This is a genomic window from Bradyrhizobium ferriligni (assembly GCF_056837965.1).
In genome coordinates, this window is record NZ_JBXEJO010000074.1 from 1 (window position 1) to 17,502 (window position 17,502).

The following is a 17,502-nucleotide window of genomic DNA, read 5'->3' on the forward strand; positions in this document are numbered from 1 at the left end:
GTTCGTCGGCAGCGTCAGATGGGTATAAGAGACAGCCACAGGCGAGAGCGGGTGGTGTGGAGACAGATCCCCACCCGGCTTGCTTGCGCAAGCCGACCTCCCCTTTGCAAGGGGAGGTGAACAGATGAGCTTCGTCACCGGCGTCGGCCTCACGTCCTATGGCAAGCATGAGGGCCTGTCCTCGCTCGACCTGATGAGCAGGGCGGCCGAGCTTGCGATCTCGGATGCCGGGCTGACGCGCTCCGACATCGACGGCATCCTGTGCGGCTACTCCACGGTCTCGCCGCACATCATGCTGGCCACGGTCTTCGCCGAGCACTTCGGCATTCGCCCGTCTTACGCGCACGCCGTGCAGGTCGGCGGCGCCACCGGGCTTGCGATGACCATGCTGGCGCATCACCTCGTCGACGCCGGCGTCGCAAAGCACGTGCTGGTGGTCGGCGGCGAGAACCGGCTGACCGGGCAGAGCCGCGACGCCTCGATCCAGGCGCTGGCCCAGGTCGGGCATCCCGACTACGAGGTGACGCTGGGGCCGACGATCCCGGCCTATTACGGCCTGGTCGCGACCCGCTACATGCATGAATACGGCCTCACGCAGGAAGATCTCGCCGAATTCGCGGTGCTGATGCGCAAGCACGCGCTGACGCATCCCGGCGCGCAATTCCGCGACCCGATCACGGTTGCCGACGTGATGGCCTCCAAGCCGGTGGCGATGCCGCTCAAGCTGCTCGATTGCTGCCCGGTGTCGGACGGCGGCGCGGCGTGCGTGATCAGCCGCGAGCCGACCGGCGAGCGGCGGGTCCGCGTCCGCGGCTGTGCCCAGGCGCATACCCATCAGCATATCACCGCCGCGCCCGCGCTCAGCGAGCTCGGCGCCGAGATTTCGATCGCGAAGGCGAAAGACGTATCGGGTATCGCGATCTCGGACGTGCGCTACGCCGCGGTCTATGACAGCTTCACGATCACGCTCGCGATGCTGCTGGAGGATCTCGGCCTTGCCGGACGCGGCGAGGCGGCGGCGCGGGTGCGCGCCGGCTATTTCAATCAGGATGGCGAGATGCCGCTCAACACCCATGGCGGCCTGCTCAGTTACGGCCATTGCGGCGTCGGCGGCGCGATGGCGCATCTGGTCGAAACCCATCTGCAGATGACCGGCCGTGCCGAGAACCGTCAGGTGCGCGACGCCTCGGTGGCGCTGCTGCACGGCGACGGCGGGGTGCTGTCGTCGCATGTCAGCATGTTCCTGGAGCGCGTGCGATGAGCGGACCGATCGCGGACTGGACCCAGGGCACTGAAGCCATCGTCTACCAGAGCTGCAACGCCTGCGGCGCGCGGCAATATTTCCGCCGCAGCTTTTGCGCCGCCTGCGGTTCGCCCGATCTTGTCGAGCATCGCGCGAGCGGGGCGGGGGTGGTGTATGCGACCTCGCTGGTCTGCCGCGCCGCGACGCCGGAGACGCGGGCGCATGTGCCGTACAACATCGTGCTTGTCGATGCCGACGAGGGCTTTCGCATGATGGCCCATGGCGACAACGACCTCGCCATCGGCGACAAGGTCGCGGCGCGCTTCACGCAATTCGCGGGACGGCTGGTTCCATATTTCGCAAAGGCAAAATGAGGGGCTGAACGATCCAGTCAGAACGCAAGACCAAGCTGAACTGGTTCGCTCTTGCCCCTCATAGTTTGCGGATAACCTGTTTGGGCATGATCTTTCGGAAAACCGCTACACACTTTTCCGGATCATGCCTCAGTGCCAATAAAAGATGAAGCTGGCGATGACGAGCATCGCCGTCACCGCCAGCATTTGCGCAAGCGCTTCCGAGGCCGCCCTCTTGGTGGCTTCCTTCATGCGTTTCCCCTAGACTTGGGCGTGACTCATCGTTGCGCGAATTGCGCGCAAGACGGCCAGATTTTTTACTCGGAACACCCCGCGTCGAGCATCCGCTTTTGACGAGTCCCCACTCAGCGAATATCGACTGTGACAAGGTTGTCTGGGAATGCGGCGGCAATTTGACTCGCGCGTGTTGCTCCTGCGACAGCAGCCCGTACAGAGCGTTTTCGAGCGAAGTGGATACCGGTTCGCGTGAAGAAAACGCGTCAAAACAAGGATCTAGAGCCCCGTTCCGATTTCATCGGAACGGAAAAGGCTCTAGTGTTTCGGAACCCGACAGAAACGACAGCAAGATCAAGGTTAGGAAATGGCCCGTATCGACTACTCCGATCCCGCGAAGGCAAGCCCGCGTACCCGCGAGATCCTCGACAAGAACCGCAACGCCAACATCTTTCGCATGATGGCGCATTCGCCAAGCTACTTTGAACAGTACTGCCGGCTCGGCGGCGCGATCCGCCACAAGGGCGAACTCGATCCCGTCGTCCGCGAGCTTGCGATCACGCGCACCGGCATTCTCTGCGAGGCACCCTACGAGATCGTCGCGCACAAGCGCATCGGCAAGAATGTCGGCGTCACCGACGAGCAGAACGCTGCGCTCGAGGACTGGCAGTCCGCAACCTGCTTCAACGAGGTGCAGCGCGCGGCGCTCGCCTTCACCGACGAGATCGTCAAGCTGAAGAAGCCGACCGACACGACCTTCAAGACGATCGCGGCGAAGCTGACGCCGGCCGCGCTGATCGAGTTGCAGCTCTCGGTCGGATTCTACATCATGACGTCGAAATTTCTCGAGACCTTCGAGATCGACATGCAGCCGGTGACGGAAGTGGTGAGCTAGGCGCGAGCATTCGAGCCTGTCTCCACTTGCATTGTTGCCAGCCTTGCTGGACTAGGGCTTACCATACGTCATGGCCGGGCTTGACCCGGCCATCCACGTCTTTCGTCAATGGGAGACCAAGACGTGGATGCCCGGGTCAAGCCCGGGCATGACGGGTTGCGAGAGCGAGACGAGCTCACAACCTCCGACGACAAGACCTACCCCGACGTCAGCAGATCGACCTTGGCATTCGCCAGGATCAGCCGTTCGGCGAGGATTTGCGCGAGGTTGCGCATGATCCGCTCGCCGGCGCGCGGATGTTGCTCGCGGAAGCGCTCGAAATCCTCGATCGTCACTTCGTAGGTGGTCGCCGACATGTCGGCGACCACGTCCGCGATCCGCTTCGGCTCCAACAGCGCCATCTCGCCGAACGCCATGCCGGCGGTCAGCGTCGCGAGCCGGATGCCGTCGGGCAGGGTGACGTGGACCACGCCGCTGCGCAGGAAGTACAGTGAGGTCGCCTCACTGTCCGCGGCGATGATCTTCTCATTGGGCTGGTAGGTCCTGACCGTGCAGAGCGGGGTGAGGTCGGCGATCTCCTGTTCGCTCAATCCGGCGAGCAGCGGCTGCTCGGAAAGTTCTGTCGTCTCGAGGAAGTCGATCGAGCCGCCGTAGCGGTAGACGATCTGGTCCTCGGCCCACTCGATCGCAGTGTCGAGCAGGTAGAAATCCCTGATATTGCCGAGCCGCCTGGTCCACTCGCTGATCGTCGCCCATTCGCGCGAGGTCCGCTTGATGCCGGAAAGGATCACGGTGACGCCGAGCTCGGCCAGTTCCTGGAAGGCCTCGGCCACCAGCCTCGCTCCCGCACGGGTCGTCGCGGTGACGCGGCGCAAATCGAAAATCACGAATTCCGGCCGCGGGCGGCCGGCGAGGCGGCGCGAGACATAGTCGACGTTGGAGAGCGACAGGGTGCCGACCAGTTCGATCACGCGAACTTCCTGGAAATGCCTTGCCAGGATCTCCTGCTCCTGCGGCCGGCGCACCCGCCGCGACGGGTTCTTGCCGATATTGTAGTCGGCGATGATGCTGTGGCGCGCGTCGTCGCTGCGGTTCAGCATATGCAGGTCGTAATGCGCCGACAGCGTCTCGCACACCTTGATGCCGCGCACGCTGTTGCCGTGCTTGTCGAGTTTTGGCGAATAGCTGCCGAGCCCGAGCCGCGCCGGCAGCGCGGCCAGAATGCCGCCGCCGACGCCGCTCTTGGCGGGGATGCCGACGCGGTAGATCCATTCGCCGGCGTAGTCGTACATGCCCGACGAGGTCATCACCGACAGCGTGCGCGCGATGGCATAAGGCGTCACCACCTGCTCCTCGGTCAGCGGGTTGATGCCGCGATTGGCGAGCGTCGCCGCCATCACGGCGGTGTCGCGCGCGGTGACCAGGATGGAGCATTGCCGGAAATAGACGTCGAGCACCGCAGGCACGTTCTCGGTGATCACGCTGTTGGTGCGCAGGAGATAACCGATCGCCCGGTTGCGGTCGCCGGTGGCGCTCTCGGAGGCGTAGACCGCCTCGTCGACATCAAGCTCACGGCCGGCGAAGCGGCCGAGCGCATGGCGGATAAAGTCGAACGCGCCGTCGCCCTTGTCGGCGTGGAGCAGGCCGGAGCAGGCGATCGCGCCGGCATTGACCATCGCATTGAAGGGATGGTTCTCGGCATTGAGCCGGATCGAATTGAAGGGGTCGCCGGACGGCTCGACGCCGATCACGCTTTCCACCCGCTCGGCGCCCAGCGTATCCAGCGCCAGCGCGAACACGAACGGCTTTGACATCGACTGGATGGTGAACGGCACCCTGGTGTCGCCGACCTCGTAGACGTGGCCGTCGAGCGTCGCCAGGCTGATGCCAAAATGGGCAGGGTCGGCCTTGCCGAGCTCGGGGATGTAGTCGGCAACCGCGCCGGCGGCCTCCGGCAGGAAGTCTGCGTAACACGTGTGCAGAAACCGCAGCAGCGGCGGCTTCGAGCTGGACCAGGCCGTGGTGGTGGCGGTGACGGGAGGAGGCGATCGTTTCATCGCCTCCTGTTGTGCATCGCAATCAGGGCGCGCGCAACTGGTTCGGAACCAGCGCCTGACGGCGGACCAGCAGCAAGGCGACCAGCACAGTCGGGGCGAGGATCGCGAGCCCGAGCAGCGACACCTGCAGCTGCGACAGCGGGTTGATGCCGCCGCCGGGCGTCGCGAGCACGAAGCCGCCGATCACCAGCAGCACCCGGAGCGGCCATTCCAGGGCACCGGCGCCGCGGAGATCGCCGACGAAGGCCTGGTAGCCCTGGATGCCGCCGCAGATGAACAGCGTGCCGCATGCCGCGAGCGCCATCAGGCCGAGGCCGGCGAGATAGGGGCTCGGCCCCTGCATCACCAGCGCCGGGTTCAGCACGAAGAAGAATGGGATGAAATAGATGATGCTGCCGACCCACATCGATTCCCAACCGGTCTTCATCGCGGGCGAGCCGGCAATGCCGGCCGCGGCGAAGGAGGCGATCGCGACCGGCGGCGTGATCGACGACAGCATGCCCCAATAGAAGATGAACATGTGCACCGCCATCCGGTTCAGCCCGAGCTTCTCCAGCGCGGGCGCGACCAGGATGGCGAGGAAGATGTAGCAAGCGGTGGTGGTCAGCCCGAGGCCGAGGATCAGGCTGGTGAAGGCGCACATCGCGAGCAGCAGGAACGCGTTGTCGCCGGCAAGCGTCAACAGATCGTTGGCAAGGCTCGAGACCACGCCGGTCATCGAGAACGCCCCGATCAGGAGACCGCAACCGGCGAGGATGCCGACCAGCTCGACGAAAGTGCGGCCGTTGACCTCGAGGAATTTTCCGATCGTCCCGAGCGTCCAGCGGGTCTCCTTGGAGAAGATCTGGTTGAGCACCAGCAGCAGCGCGGTGGCGTAGAACGGCGCGTGGCTTTCGCGCTTGAAATAGAGCAGCATCACGATCAATAGCGCGATCACGAAGACGTAGTACCAGCCGTTCTTGATCGTATCCATCACCCGCGGCAGCTCGGCGCGCGGAATGCCTTTCAGCCCGTGGCGCGCGGCGTAGGAGTCCACCTGCATGAACAGGCCGACATAGTAGAGCGCCGCAGGGATGATCGCGGCCACCGCGACCTCCGCGTAGCTGATATTGAGGAACTGCGCGATCACGAACGCGGTGGCGCCCATCACCGGCGGCGCCAGCACGGCGCCGGTGGAGGCGCAGGCCTCGATCGCGCCGGCATAGGAGGCGCGGAAGCCGCTCTTCTTCATGACCGGGATCGTCATGGTGCCGGCGGTCAGCACGTTGGAGACGATCGAGCCCGACATCATGCCGAGCAGGCCGGAGGCGAAGATGCAGACCTTGGCGGCGCCGCCGCGGAACGTGCCGCACAGCGCGAAGGCGAGGTTGATGAAGAATTTTCCGGCGCCGGTCATCATCAGTGCGGTGCCGAACACCAAAAAGCCGATCACGGTGTCGGCGAAGGCCTGGATCGGAATGCCGAGCAGGCTCTCGCCCGACAGCACGTGGTAGGCCGTGGTCTGGTCGAGCGTCAGCTGCGAGCCGCGGAACGGGCCGAGCCAGCTGGCCTCGGCGAACAGCGGATAGACGGTGAAGGGGAGCACGCTGAGCAGGAGGCTCCAGCCGCCGGTCCGGCGCAGCGCCTCCATCAGCATCACCCACATCACGAGGCCGGCGATGATGACGTTCCGCGGGGCGCCGTCGGACTCCCAGCCATATTGCGCCGCCTTGCGCACGTTCAGCATCAGCCAGATCGAGGCGGCGAAGGTCGCGACGGCAAGCGCGAGATCATACCAGGGAATGCGGTTCAGCGGCGCGCGCTCCGATCCGGGGAAGATCAGGAACGTGAAGGGCAGCATCAGCGCGATCAACAGATAGAAGTACTCAGTGTTGAGCTGGGTATAGTCGATGAAGAAGCGCAGCGAGAATTGCTGGTTGATGCAGAGCAGGATGGTTGCTGCGGTTGCGACCACCAGCGCCCAGCGCCACACGCCGCGCAGGGTGCGCACGCGCGTGACCTCGGCCTCCTGCAGATTGTCGAGACCGGCATGCGGATCTTCAAACTCGATTCTTTTCGCAGGCGCAGCCGCGGCGTTCTCGGGCATTACGCATCCCCCAATGTTGTCCGTTTTTGCCCGTAGCCTAGAGCATGATCCGCAAAAGTGCGAAGCGGTTTTCCGGGAACATCATGCTCAAACGAGCTGAAGCGCGATCACGATTAACCCGATCTCATCGCGCGTTGGCGGGCCTCACTCAAAGCCGTTGGGCATATTGGCTTTCGCAAGCGCGGCCGCGCGTGCCTTCATCCAGCCATCGAGGAAGGCCTTGTCGTCCGACGGCGGGTTCGACTTGCCGTAATCCGTCCAGGCGGCGGCCAGCACCTCCTGGCGCTTGTAAAGCGCGTTGTTGTGCGCCTCCTGATCGTCGCTCCAGTGGCCGGCTTCCTTGAGCGCCTTCACCGCACCGGGATGCACGGGGACGACCCAGTTCTTGGTCTGCCGGTCGGCGCCGAGCCCGGCGGCGCCGGGCGCCGAATCCTTGTAGGCGTCGTAGTTGACGATCATCGCCTTGGTGACCGCATAGATCTGGTCGGCCGGCTGCGCGGCATAGGCGACGAAGATCGGATAGGGGTAATTGCCGAGCTGGATCGGCTTGTCCGGCGAGATGCCGGCGCCGCATGTTGCGGTTTGCGGGAAGAAGAACGAGCCGACCTTTTTCACCCGTGCCCAGCCTTCCTTGTCGTCGGCGGGCAGCGGCGGCCACATCAGGCCGCGCGGCGAGGTCTCGGCTTCCTTGGCCGGGCCGGTGATCGTGGTGCCGAACGCGGCATCGGTGTCGTTGTTGATCAGGCCTTTCCACATCGCCCCGTAGCTCGCGAACTCGACAATCTTGACGTCCTTCTGGGTGAGGCCGCCGAACGCAAGCATCGCGAGCGAGTTCTGGTTCAGCGCCGGCGAGCCGACCACGAAGCCGACGCGCTTGCCGCGAAGGTCCTTCATTTCCTTGACGCCGGCATCGGCCGCCACGCCGAGCGCGCCGCAATTGCAGTCGACCGACGACAGCATGAGCTGCAGCGGCTGCGGGCCCCACTCCTTGGCGCCGAACTCGAACACGCCTTCCTGCGCGAAATAGGTGCCCGATCCCATCGCCGACGAGATCGCGCGCTTGGCGCGCAACGGCGCGAGCCGCGCGACGTCGTTGCCGGCCGGCAGCACGCGGACGTCGGTGCCGTATTTGTCCTTCATCATCTTGCCGACGCCGACCGCGATGTTGAAGCCGGCGGTGCCGGTGTCGTAGGCGGTCACCGCCATGGTCGGCGGCAGCTTGATGTCCTCGGCCGAGGCGGGCAGGGCAGCGAAGATCGAAATGCCGGCAAGAGCGGCAGGCGCGAGCGCCATCAGCCGATGGATCATAATTTCCTCCCTTTGTTTCGCTGTGCGAAACTTTTCCGGGCGGGATGATTGCATCGTGATCCGGCGATGGCAACGCTACCTCCGGCGCAAGCCGGCGATTTCGGCCGCTGCATCACCGGACAGATTGTCGCGGCCGGACGGCAAGGACGGGATCTCAGGTCTCGACGATCGCGACTGCCTGGCCTTCGGCGATGACATCGTCGATCTTGACCAGAATCGACTTGATTTTGCCTGCTGCCGTCGACGTGACCGGTATTTCCATCTTCATCGCTTCGACGAACGCAATCTCGTCGCCATTGCCGATGCTGCTGCCGGTCTCGACAGGAAGCGCGCAAACGCGCCCGGCAACTTCGGTCACAACCTTGATCTCTGGCATTCCACTCTCCGATACCGTCTTGCGGAAATTTCATCCGGCGAACGGCTTTTTGTTGTGGCGGCAGATTGCCTGAGGTAGCTTCTTCTGCAAGTGGAATTTTATTCCGCAGGACGGAATGGAGCCAAACAGATGGGAAGGCGCTCGGAACGGCTTAGCAGGCAGGGAATGCTCGCCAGCGAGACAGGCGATGGCGATGTCATCCAGGTGGTGTCGCGCGCCTTTGACGTGTTGCGATGCTTCGAGGGACACGAAGCCCGGCTCGGCAATCTCGAGATCTCGAACCGCTGCGGACTGCCGCGTTCGACGGTGTCGCGGTTGACGCACACGCTGACGCGCATGGGACAGCTGGTCTATCTGCCGCGCGACCAGAAATATCGCATCGGCCCGAGCGCGGTCGCAATGAGCACCACGATGATGAAGGGGCTGCAGCTGCGCAATCTGATCCGGCTGCGCCTGCAGGATGTCGCCGATCAGTTGCCCGGCACGGTGGGCTTCGTCATCCCCGACCGCTTTCATCTGGTCTATCTGGAGTTCGCCCGCGCGGCCAACGCGCTCGGCCTGCATGAGGCCACCGGCAGCCGCATCTCGATGGCGACCACCGCCGCCGGCCACGCCTATACGGCTGCGCTCGATCCCGCGATCGGCGATGCGCTGATCGCGGAGATGGAAGGCGAGCTGCCCGAAAGCGCCAAGATGCTGACGCCGCGCATCGAGGCCAACCGCAGGCATTTGCAGGAGCACGGCTACGTCGTCGCCTGCGGCCTGTGGAGCCCGCACATCAACGGCGTCGCGGTGCCGCTGTGGTCGCCGCAGTACCAGACCTATGTGGTCACCACGATCGGCCTGCTCTCGGCGATGTATGACGAGGCGCGGCTGCACCGCGAGGTCGCGCCGCAAATGGTCGAACTCGCCGCCGCGCTCGGCAGCCTGCTCGAAGGTGCCGACGGCGACATCTTCAGCAATCGGATCGAGCGCAAGTCGCTTCCGGTGACCGCCCATAACAACAACAAAATCCTCAAGACGGGAGCAGTGAATGAACTGGAAGCCGGAACTCGACGACCTCGCCCGCCGCGAAGCGTTCGCGCGGGAGATGGGAGGCGTTGACAAGGTCAAGCGGCAACGCGACCAGGGCCGGCTCACGGTTCGTGAGCGTATCGACAAGCTCGTCGACCAGAGCAGCTTCCACGAGGTCGGTGCCATCTCCGGCATCGCCGAATACGACGAAAGCAACGAACTCAAGCATCTGACGCCGGCGAACTGCGTGTTCGGCCGCGCCAGGGTCGACGGCCGCACCGTGGTCGTGGTCGGCGACGACTTCACCGTGCGCGGCGGCTCGGCCGATGCATCGATTTCCGCCAAGCCGTTGATGGCGGAGGAGATGGCGCACGACTTCCGCCTGCCGATCGTTCGCGTGATCGAGGGCTCGGGCGGCGGCGGCTCGGTGAAGACGATCGAGACCAGGGGCGCGGCCAATCTTCCCGGCGGCGTCGGCGGTACGCGTTGGTACTGGTACACGACCGCCAATTTGGCGCGCGTGCCGGTGGTCGGTCTCGGGCTCGGCTCGGTCGCGGGCCTTGGTGCCGCGCGGCTCGCCGCCACGCATTACTCGGTGATGACCAAGAGCTCCGCGATGTTCGTCGCCGGCCCGCCGGTGGTGAAGCGCCTGGGGCAGGATCTGACCAAGCAGGAGCTCGGCGGCGCCGACATCCAGACCCGCGCCGGCGCGATCGATCAGGCCGTCGAGACCGAAGAGGAGGCGTTCGACTACGCGCGGCGCTTCCTGTCCTATCTGCCGTCGTCGGTCTACGACCTGCCGCCGACCGTTCCCTGCACCGACGATCCGGAGCGTGCCGAGGAATCACTGCTGAAGGCAGTGCCGCGCAATCGCAAGCAGGTCTACAAGATGCGCCCGATCATCGATGCGGTGGTCGACAAGGGCTCGTTCTTCGAGGTCGCCAGCAATTTCGGCCGCCCGATCATCACCGGATTGGCGCGGATCGAGGGCAGGGCGGTGCTGCTGCTCGCCAGCGATCCCTTCCACTATGGCGGCTCGTGGACCGCGGACGCCTGCCAGAAGGTGGTGCGCTGGGTCGACTTCGCCGAGACCTTCCATCTGCCGGTGGTCTATCTGATGGACTGCCCCGGCTTCATGATCGGGCTCGAGGCGGAGAAGACGGCGACCATCCGCCATGGCGTGCGGGCGATGGCGGCGGTTAACCAGAGCACGGTGCCGTGGTGTACCATCATCATCCGCAACGCCTTCGGCGTCGCCGGCGTGGTGCATCAGCCGGCCAACCGCTTCTCGATGCGCTATGCGTGGCCGTCGGCCTATTGGGGCTCGCTGCCGCTCGAGGGCGGCATCGAGGCGGCCTATCGGGCCGAGATCGATGCGGCCGCCGATCCCGCCGCCAAGCTGCGCGAGATCGAGGATCGCCTCAACAAGCTGCGCTCGCCGTTCCGCTCGGCCGAGAAGTTTTGGGTCGAGGAGGTGATCGACCCGCGCAAGACGCGCTCGCTGCTCTGCGAGTTCGCGCGCCTTGCTGAACCGATCCGCAAGGCCGGGCCGCCGAGCAACATGTCGACGCGGCCGTAAGGTTCCTCGACCTCAACGCGTCATGCGCGGGCTTGACCCGCGCATCCATCAAATGAGTCATTCGAAGCGGGATGGATTGCCGGGGCAAGCCCGGCAATGACGACCTTGTCTACTCGGCTTCGCGATGCACGTCGTGGATCACGATGCCCATGCCGTTCTCGGGCATCTTGATCCATTCGCGCCGCTTCAGCGAGCGCTTGGTGTCCTCGTGCCCGCTCACCCAGTGCTCGCGCATCGAGGTGCCAGAGAATTCGTGGTCCTTGGCGTCGCCCTCATAGGCCTTCTGCTGATAGATCAGCTGCAATAGCGTGATGCCCGGCAGCCGGGCGTTTGCCTTCTTGAGCTGGCGTTCCTCGTCCGAGAGCTGATCGTCGGGGATTTTTCCCAGCGCGTTGTGCAGGGCGGTGCGCAGATTGTAGGTCTTGCGATAGACGTCGGTGTTGTAGCGGGTGCGCGACGAATACATGATGTCCTTGTGCCGGGCCATCACGTCCTGGATGTCGCGCGGAAGCGCGCCGCGCGCCGAGAACAGGTCGACCTGGAACACCAGCGAGTTCATGTTGTCTTCCTGGTCGAGCAGATGCTGCAGCGGCGTGTTGGAGACGATGCCGCCGTCCCAGAAATGATCGGTGCCGACCTTCACCATCGGCAGCGCCGGCGGCAGCGCGCCGCTCGCCATGATGTGCTCGGGAATGATCTCGTCATGGGCATTGTCGAAATAGATGAAGTTGCCGGACAGCACGTTCACCGCGCCGACCGCGAAGCGCATTGTCTTGGAATTGATGCGGTCGAAATCGACCAGCTCGAGCAGGGACTCGCGCAGCGGCGTGGTGTCGTAGTAGCTGATGGCGGTACGCGCGCCGGCCAGGCTGAACCACGGATTGGTCTGATGCGGGGTGAAGAAGCCGGGCTGCCCGAGCGTCGTCGTCAGCCATGAACTGGTGAGATTGCGCGCCTTGCGGAAGACGTCGCCGTCCGGCGTGTAGTGCCAGATCTTGCGGCTGGTGATGCGATCCCAGAATGTGTGCAGTCGCTCCAGCCGCTTTTCGGGCGGATTGCCGGCGATGATCGCCGAGTTGATTGCGCCGATCGAGACGCCGCACACCCAGTCGGGCTCGATGTTGGATTCATGCAGCGCCTGATAGACGCCGGCCTGATAGGCGCCGAGTGCGCCGCCGCCCTGCAGGACCAGGGCCACGCGATCGCAGCCCTCGGGGCGCCAGCCCGGCGTCGCGTGATCGATGTCGTCGAAATGCGGGGTTCGCGCGTCCATATCAGACACTCCAAAAATTCGCGGCGAGAATTCAGCGCGCCGATGACGCGGTGATGACAATTGCGGCGCCCACGCACGGCGCATCCGGCATGCCTGCCTGCATGGTTAGCATTGGCCTCGGCAGCGCGACGCGGGTCACGCAAGCGCAACCGCAGGTCATGCACCTGACGGAAATCCCTCACATCGCTGTCAATCTCGGTCGTTAGCTTCCGGGCAAATTTTTCAAACAGGGGGTTATTGCGATGCGCAGGGAAGATCTGCTCAAGCTTCCGTCGATGCCGGCCGCCGGCCCGAGCTATCCCGCCGGTCCGTATCGCTTCATCGATCGCGAGTTCCTCGTCATCACCTATGAGACCGATCCGGAGTTGATCCGCGCCGGCCTGCCCGAGCCGTTGGAGCCGATCGAGCAGGCGATCGTCCATTACGAATGGATCAAGATGCCCGACAGCTCCGGCTTCGGCAGCTACACCGAGTCCGGCCTCGTGATCCCCGCGCGCCTGCATGGCGAAGAGGTCAATTTCGTCTGTCAGATGTACCTCGACGATGATCCGCCGATCGCGGCCGGCCGCGAGATCTGGGGCTTTCCGAAGAAGTACGCCCATCCCAAGCTCGAGATCGTCAAGGACACGCTGACCGGCACGCTGGAATATGCCGGCCAGCTCGTCGCGATGGGCACGATGGGCTACAAGCACGAGAGCATGGCAGGCAATGGCGACGTCACGCGCGCTACGCTGTCGAAGACGCAAGTTAATCTGAAGATGATCCCCGGCGTCGACGGCCATCTCGAGGTCTGCCAGCTGGTCGCGATCAACCTGACCGACATCGTCGTCAAGGGCTCCTGGATCGGACCGGGCCGGCTGCACCTGGTGCCGCATGTCAATGCACCGGTCGCCGATTTCCCGGTCAAGCGTGTCGTCGGCGCGCATCACTTCCTCGCCGATCTGACGCTGCCGTTCGGTCGCGTGGTCCACGACTACAACAAGGAAGCGGCAGAAGCGGCCGCGCCGACCGGCCTGGCCGCCGAGTAGGGCTGGCGCTGACATAAAACTGTAACGGCCGCGTCCTCCAATGTTGTGACGAAGGACGCGCTTGCTCGGTTTTGCGCGTGGGCGAGGGTTTGGGCATGTCATTTCGCGCGGTTGCTTTGGAGGCCGGCCATGCTGGCTGATCCACCTCCCGCTCCGGTCGGGTCGCTGTTGACCCGCGAGGCGGTCCCCGGTCTGGTCTGGGCGTTTCGCCTGCATCACGACGGCCGCGCCGAGGCGCTTCCGATCGATGCGCCGATCGAGCCGAGCCATGACGGAAGGCTGTGGCTGCACTTCAACCTGACCGACGTCCGCACCCGGGCGTGGCTCGCCAACATGCACATCCCGCAACTGGCGCGGGACCTCTTGCTGTCGAATGACAATTTCCAGCAGATCCACGTCGTCGACAATTGCGTCTACGGCGTGTTTTCCGACCTGGTGCGGGATGTCGAAGCCGCCACCCGCGAGACCGGCTTCCTCCGCTTCGCGATGACCGAGCGTCTCCTGATCAGCGGCCGCCATCAGGCGCTGTGCTCTGCCGATGCGACGCGCCGCGTGCTCGAGGGCGGCCATCGCGTCGGCAGCGTCGCGGCGCTGCTGGAGAAGATCGTCGACGAGATCGCCGACACCATGGACCGCATGGCGGACAAGATCGGCACCGATATCGACGCGATCGAGGAGCGGGTGCTCGCCGAGGATACCGGATCCGAACTGCGCAAGAATCTGAGCCGGATGCGCCGCACCTGCGTGCGCCTGCATCGCCAGCTCGCGGGCCTGCGCGTGCTGTTCCACCGGCTCGAGCAGAAGAGCACCGACGATCTCAGCCCGGCGCTGCGGCTGCAGGCTGGCAAGCTCGCGCAGCGGCTCGACGGTCTCGACCACGACATCGTCGAACTGCACGAGCGCAGCCGCCTGCTGGAGGAGGAGCTGCGCTTCAAGCTCGAGGAGGAGAGCAACAAGCACCTCCACGCATTGTCCGTCGTCACCATGATGCTGCTGCCGCCGACGCTCGTCACCGGCATCTTCGGCATGAACACCAAGGGATTGCCGCTGACCGATGTCGACAGCGGATTTCTGGTGGCCGCAGGCCTGTTGGCCGGGTCGGCGCTGCTGGCCTATCTGCTGATGCGGCGGCTCGGCATCGTCAAATAGCGCGAGCGCACCGCGGCATTCCCGATGTGCAGAGTTCTTTCCCGCGCGATGTTGGTGGCCGCGGCCCTCGCGCTCGGCGCGCCGGCGCATGCGGAAGACAAGGCCGTGGCCGATCGGATCGCGGATACGCGTGCTGCGCTCGAGGAGGCCGGCTACCAGTTCAGCCTGACCTATATCGGTGAGGGGTTTTCCAACGCCTCCGGCGGCGTCAGCAACGGCGCGGCCTATACCGGCCGTCTCGATCTCGGCACCACCATCGACCTCGAGAAGGCGATGGGCTGGAACGGCGCGACCTTCCACGCCAACATGTACCAGATCCACGGCGACGGGCTGTCGCGGAGCTATGTCGGCAACCTGTTCCTGGTGTCCGGCGTCGAGTCGCTGCCGGCGACGCGGCTCTATGAATTCTGGATCGAGCAGAAGCTGCTCGGCGGCAAACTTTCGGTGCGCGTCGGCCAGCAGGGCTCGGACGTCGAGTTCATCGACAGCCAGTACGACGACATCTTCATCAATTCGGCGCTGGGCTGGCCCGGCATTGTCGGCACCATTCTGCCGGCCGGCGGACCGTCGCCGCCTCTTGCCGTGCCCGGCATCCGGTTCAAGGCCAATCTGTCCGACCGCATCACCGCCTATCTCGCACTGTTCGACGGTTCGGCTTCGCCGCCGCAGGGGACGGACGATCCGCAGATCTTGAACGCCCACGGGCTGAATTTTCGCGTCAACGATCCGCCATGGTGGATCGGCCAGCTCAAATACAAGTTCGAGATTGGCGAGAGCCGGCTGCCGGCGACCCTCACCGGCGGCGCCTGGTATCACATGGGCTCGTTCGCCGACCAGCGCTTCTCGGCCGACGGGCTGTCGCTCGCCGATCCCGACAGCTCCGGCGACACGCGATGGCTGCGGCGGGACAACGGCATCTTCATGGTCTACGAGCAGCTGCTCGCGCGCGCCAGGCCGGGCGCTGACAAGGGCGTCGCGTTCTTCATGCGCGCTTCGGTCAGCCCGTCGGACCGCAATCTGATCAGCACCTATGTCGACGGCGGCTTCCTGTTCACCGGCTTCAGCGAGACGTATCCGGACGATCGGTTCGGCATCGCCGCGATCTATGCCAGGATTTCGGACGCCGCGCGCGCGCTCGACCGCGACACCCAGATCTTCACGGGCACGCCGTATCCGATCCGCGACTACGAGGCGATCCTCGAGATCACCTACCAGCACGTGGTGAACCCGAATTTCACCATGCAGCCGATGTTTCAATACATCGCCCATCCCGGCGGCGGCGCCGTCGATCCCAACGATCCGACGCAAACGCATCGGATCAAGGACAGCGTGGTGTTCGGGATGCGCACCATCCTGTCGTACTGACCGACGCCCGTCGGGCAGGCAGCGGCCTCAGGCCGCGACCGGCTTCGGCTCCGCCACCGATTTCGGCTGCGGCCGCGCGATCGCCAGCGCGATCAGCGCGGCAAAGATGCACAGCGCACCGGCAATGAAGAACGCCGGCAGGTAGCTTTGATAGATCGTGCGCGACAGCCCGGCGCCGAACGCGGCGGCGCCTGCGCCGAGCTGGTGGCCGGCGAAGATCCATCCGAACACCAGATTGGCGCGCTCGGCGCCGAAGCGCTGCGCGGTGAGGCGCACCGTCGGCGGCACCGTCGCGATCCAGTCGAGGCCGTAGAACATCGCGAACAGCGACAGCCCGTAGAACGTGAAGTCGGAGAACGGCAGGAACAGCAGCGACAGCCCGCGCAGGCCGTAATACCAGAACAGCAGATAGCGGTTGTCGTAGCGGTCCGACAGCCAGCCCGAGACGATGGTGCCGAAGAAATCGAAGATCCCCATCGCGGCGAGCAGGCTTGCCGCCTGCACCTGCGGGATGCCGTAGTCGAGGCACATCGGGATCAAATGAACCTGGACCAGGCCGTTGGTCGAGGCGCCGCAGACGAAGAAGGTCGCGAACAGGATCCAGAACACCGACGACTTCGCGGAGTCCCGCAGCGTGCCCAGCGCGGCGGCCACGATCGGCGCATTGGCCGGCGGCGGCGCGGCAAGCGGCGCCGTGCCCTCGTCGCCGAACGGACGCAGGCCGACGTCGCTCGGCCGGTCGCGCATCACCATCAGCACGGCAAAGGCGGCGACGCCGAGCATGACGCAGACCAGCCCGAGCGCGACACGCCAGCCGTAGCGCTCGGTCAGCGTCGCGAGCAGCGGCAGGAAGGCCAGTTGGCCCGTCGCGACGCTCGCGGTGAGGATGCCGACCACGAGGCCGCGCCGCGCCACGAACCACCGCGCCGCGATGGTCGCGCCGAGCACCAGCGCGGTCATCCCGGTGCCGATTCCGATCACGACACCCCACAGCAGGATGAGCTGCCAGACCTGGGTCATGGCGAGCGAGGTCAATAGTCCGGCGACCACGATCAGCTGCGCCGCCAGCGTCACGTTGCGCAGGCCGTAACGGTTCATCAGCGCGGCGGCGAACGGCGCCATCAGCCCGAACAGGATGAAGCGGATCGACAGCGCCGAGGAAATCTCGGCGGTGGACCAGCCGAATTCCTTCTGCAGCGGCACGATGAACACGCCGGGCGCGCCGACGGTGCCGGCCGAGATCAGCGCGGCCAGGAAAGTCACGGCGACCATCACCCAGCCGTAATGGATGTTGCGGCGGGCGAGGGTGGAAGCAAGCCAGTTCGAGATCATTGTGTTCCAGATCGATTGCGGTGAAAGCCTTGCGTGATGCGCAATATGGCACGGGGGCGCCATGGCTAAAATGCCATAGTTCCCTCGTTTTAGGACTCTGTATAACCTCATCCTGAGGAGCCCGCAGAGCGGGCGTCTCGAAGGATGCAGGCCGGGAACCGGGCCTCATGGTTCGAGACGTGCTTCGCACTCCTCACCATGAGGGCAGGC

Annotated in this window: 14 protein-coding genes; 8 read left to right on the forward strand and 6 right to left on the reverse strand. The window is 65.0% G+C overall.

Annotated elements, in window-relative coordinates; translation table 11 throughout:
* Positions 1 to 124 precede the first annotated feature (124 nt).
* The 3 genes from AC1VNY_RS33680 to AC1VNY_RS33690 all read left to right on the forward strand — a co-directional run bounded on the left by AC1VNY_RS33680 (position 125) and on the right by AC1VNY_RS33690 (position 2,725).
* Complete coding sequence (locus tag AC1VNY_RS33680; RefSeq protein ID WP_482408405.1) at positions 125 to 1,261, forward strand: thiolase family protein; 1,137 nt, start codon at positions 125 to 127, stop codon at positions 1,259 to 1,261.
* Positions 1,258 to 1,617 carry a Zn-ribbon domain-containing OB-fold protein gene (locus AC1VNY_RS33685; protein WP_482408406.1) on the forward strand — a complete coding sequence of 120 codons (360 nt, stop codon included), beginning with the start codon at positions 1,258 to 1,260 and terminating at the stop codon, positions 1,615 to 1,617. The genes AC1VNY_RS33680 and AC1VNY_RS33685 overlap by 4 nt, the downstream gene beginning before the upstream one ends.
* A gap of 580 nt (positions 1,618 to 2,197) precedes the next feature.
* On the forward strand, positions 2,198 to 2,725 hold the full coding sequence (locus tag AC1VNY_RS33690) for a carboxymuconolactone decarboxylase family protein (RefSeq protein WP_482408407.1): 528 nt from the start codon (positions 2,198 to 2,200) through the stop codon (positions 2,723 to 2,725).
* Between the two features lie 197 nt (positions 2,726 to 2,922).
* Here the strand turns inward: AC1VNY_RS33690 and glsA are convergent, their stop codons facing one another.
* From glsA to AC1VNY_RS33710, 4 genes are all read right to left on the reverse strand, one after another.
* A complete protein-coding gene (glsA, locus tag AC1VNY_RS33695) occupies positions 2,923 to 4,782 on the reverse strand; it encodes a glutaminase A (RefSeq protein ID WP_482408408.1) in 1,860 nt (619 codons plus the stop codon).
* A gap of 22 nt (positions 4,783 to 4,804) precedes the next feature.
* Positions 4,805 to 6,868, reverse strand: a complete 2,064-nt coding sequence (locus tag AC1VNY_RS33700; RefSeq protein ID WP_461191170.1) for a TRAP transporter permease — start codon at positions 6,866 to 6,868, stop codon at positions 4,805 to 4,807.
* 144 nt (positions 6,869 to 7,012) lie between these two features.
* Positions 7,013 to 8,176, reverse strand: a complete 1,164-nt coding sequence (locus AC1VNY_RS33705) for a TAXI family TRAP transporter solute-binding subunit (RefSeq protein ID WP_482408409.1) — start codon at positions 8,174 to 8,176, stop codon at positions 7,013 to 7,015.
* 154 nt (positions 8,177 to 8,330) lie between these two features.
* A complete protein-coding gene (locus AC1VNY_RS33710) occupies positions 8,331 to 8,552 on the reverse strand; it encodes an acyl-CoA carboxylase biotin carboxyl carrier protein subunit (RefSeq protein ID WP_016847177.1) in 222 nt (73 codons plus the stop codon).
* A gap of 129 nt (positions 8,553 to 8,681) precedes the next feature.
* Between AC1VNY_RS33710 and AC1VNY_RS33715 the strand changes: the two genes are divergently transcribed.
* Both AC1VNY_RS33715 and AC1VNY_RS33720 read left to right on the forward strand, forming a co-directional pair.
* A complete protein-coding gene (locus AC1VNY_RS33715) occupies positions 8,682 to 9,656 on the forward strand; it encodes an IclR family transcriptional regulator (protein ID WP_304555786.1) in 975 nt (324 codons plus the stop codon).
* Positions 9,586 to 11,145 carry an acyl-CoA carboxylase subunit beta gene (locus AC1VNY_RS33720; RefSeq protein WP_482408410.1) on the forward strand — a complete coding sequence of 520 codons (1,560 nt, stop codon included), beginning with the start codon at positions 9,586 to 9,588 and terminating at the stop codon, positions 11,143 to 11,145. Before AC1VNY_RS33715 ends, AC1VNY_RS33720 begins: the two co-directional genes overlap by 71 nt.
* Before the next feature lie 109 nt (positions 11,146 to 11,254).
* On the opposite strand, the gene AC1VNY_RS33725 is transcribed toward AC1VNY_RS33720, so the two are convergent.
* Positions 11,255 to 12,418 (reverse strand): patatin-like phospholipase family protein, encoded by a 1,164-nt coding sequence (locus tag AC1VNY_RS33725; protein WP_482408411.1) that lies wholly within the window; start codon positions 12,416 to 12,418, stop codon positions 11,255 to 11,257.
* A 242-nt stretch (positions 12,419 to 12,660) separates the two neighbouring features.
* Here AC1VNY_RS33725 and AC1VNY_RS33730 point away from each other — a divergent pair, with 242 nt between their 5' ends.
* From AC1VNY_RS33730 to AC1VNY_RS33740, 3 genes are all read left to right on the forward strand, one after another.
* Complete coding sequence (locus AC1VNY_RS33730; protein ID WP_018271149.1) at positions 12,661 to 13,446, forward strand: acetoacetate decarboxylase; 786 nt, start codon at positions 12,661 to 12,663, stop codon at positions 13,444 to 13,446.
* Positions 13,447 to 13,575: 129 nt separating this feature from the next.
* On the forward strand, positions 13,576 to 14,595 hold the full coding sequence (locus tag AC1VNY_RS33735) for a transporter (protein WP_482408412.1): 1,020 nt from the start codon (positions 13,576 to 13,578) through the stop codon (positions 14,593 to 14,595).
* A 48-nt stretch (positions 14,596 to 14,643) separates the two neighbouring features.
* A complete protein-coding gene (locus AC1VNY_RS33740; protein WP_482408437.1) occupies positions 14,644 to 15,960 on the forward strand; it encodes a carbohydrate porin in 1,317 nt (438 codons plus the stop codon).
* Between the two features lie 27 nt (positions 15,961 to 15,987).
* Here the strand turns inward: AC1VNY_RS33740 and AC1VNY_RS33745 are convergent, their stop codons facing one another.
* Positions 15,988 to 17,292 carry an MFS transporter gene (locus AC1VNY_RS33745; protein ID WP_482408413.1) on the reverse strand — a complete coding sequence of 435 codons (1,305 nt, stop codon included), beginning with the start codon at positions 17,290 to 17,292 and terminating at the stop codon, positions 15,988 to 15,990.
* Positions 17,293 to 17,502 lie beyond the last annotated feature (210 nt).

Coding starts and splice junctions, on each gene's coding strand:
- AC1VNY_RS33680 (WP_482408405.1), top strand. CDS start 125: ATGAGCTTCGTCACCGGCGTCGGCCTCACGTCCTATGGCAAGCATGAG.
- AC1VNY_RS33685 (WP_482408406.1), top strand. CDS start 1,258: ATGAGCGGACCGATCGCGGACTGGACCCAGGGCACTGAAGCCATCGTC.
- AC1VNY_RS33690 (WP_482408407.1), top strand. CDS start 2,198: ATGGCCCGTATCGACTACTCCGATCCCGCGAAGGCAAGCCCGCGTACC.
- glsA (WP_482408408.1), bottom strand. CDS start 4,782: ATGAAACGATCGCCTCCTCCCGTCACCGCCACCACCACGGCCTGGTCC.
- AC1VNY_RS33700 (WP_461191170.1), bottom strand. CDS start 6,868: ATGCCCGAGAACGCCGCGGCTGCGCCTGCGAAAAGAATCGAGTTTGAA.
- AC1VNY_RS33705 (WP_482408409.1), bottom strand. CDS start 8,176: ATGATCCATCGGCTGATGGCGCTCGCGCCTGCCGCTCTTGCCGGCATT.
- AC1VNY_RS33710 (WP_016847177.1), bottom strand. CDS start 8,552: ATGCCAGAGATCAAGGTTGTGACCGAAGTTGCCGGGCGCGTTTGCGCG.
- AC1VNY_RS33715 (WP_304555786.1), top strand. CDS start 8,682: ATGGGAAGGCGCTCGGAACGGCTTAGCAGGCAGGGAATGCTCGCCAGC.
- AC1VNY_RS33720 (WP_482408410.1), top strand. CDS start 9,586: ATGAACTGGAAGCCGGAACTCGACGACCTCGCCCGCCGCGAAGCGTTC.
- AC1VNY_RS33725 (WP_482408411.1), bottom strand. CDS start 12,418: ATGGACGCGCGAACCCCGCATTTCGACGACATCGATCACGCGACGCCG.
- AC1VNY_RS33730 (WP_018271149.1), top strand. CDS start 12,661: ATGCGCAGGGAAGATCTGCTCAAGCTTCCGTCGATGCCGGCCGCCGGC.
- AC1VNY_RS33735 (WP_482408412.1), top strand. CDS start 13,576: ATGCTGGCTGATCCACCTCCCGCTCCGGTCGGGTCGCTGTTGACCCGC.
- AC1VNY_RS33740 (WP_482408437.1), top strand. CDS start 14,644: ATGTTGGTGGCCGCGGCCCTCGCGCTCGGCGCGCCGGCGCATGCGGAA.
- AC1VNY_RS33745 (WP_482408413.1), bottom strand. CDS start 17,292: ATGATCTCGAACTGGCTTGCTTCCACCCTCGCCCGCCGCAACATCCAT.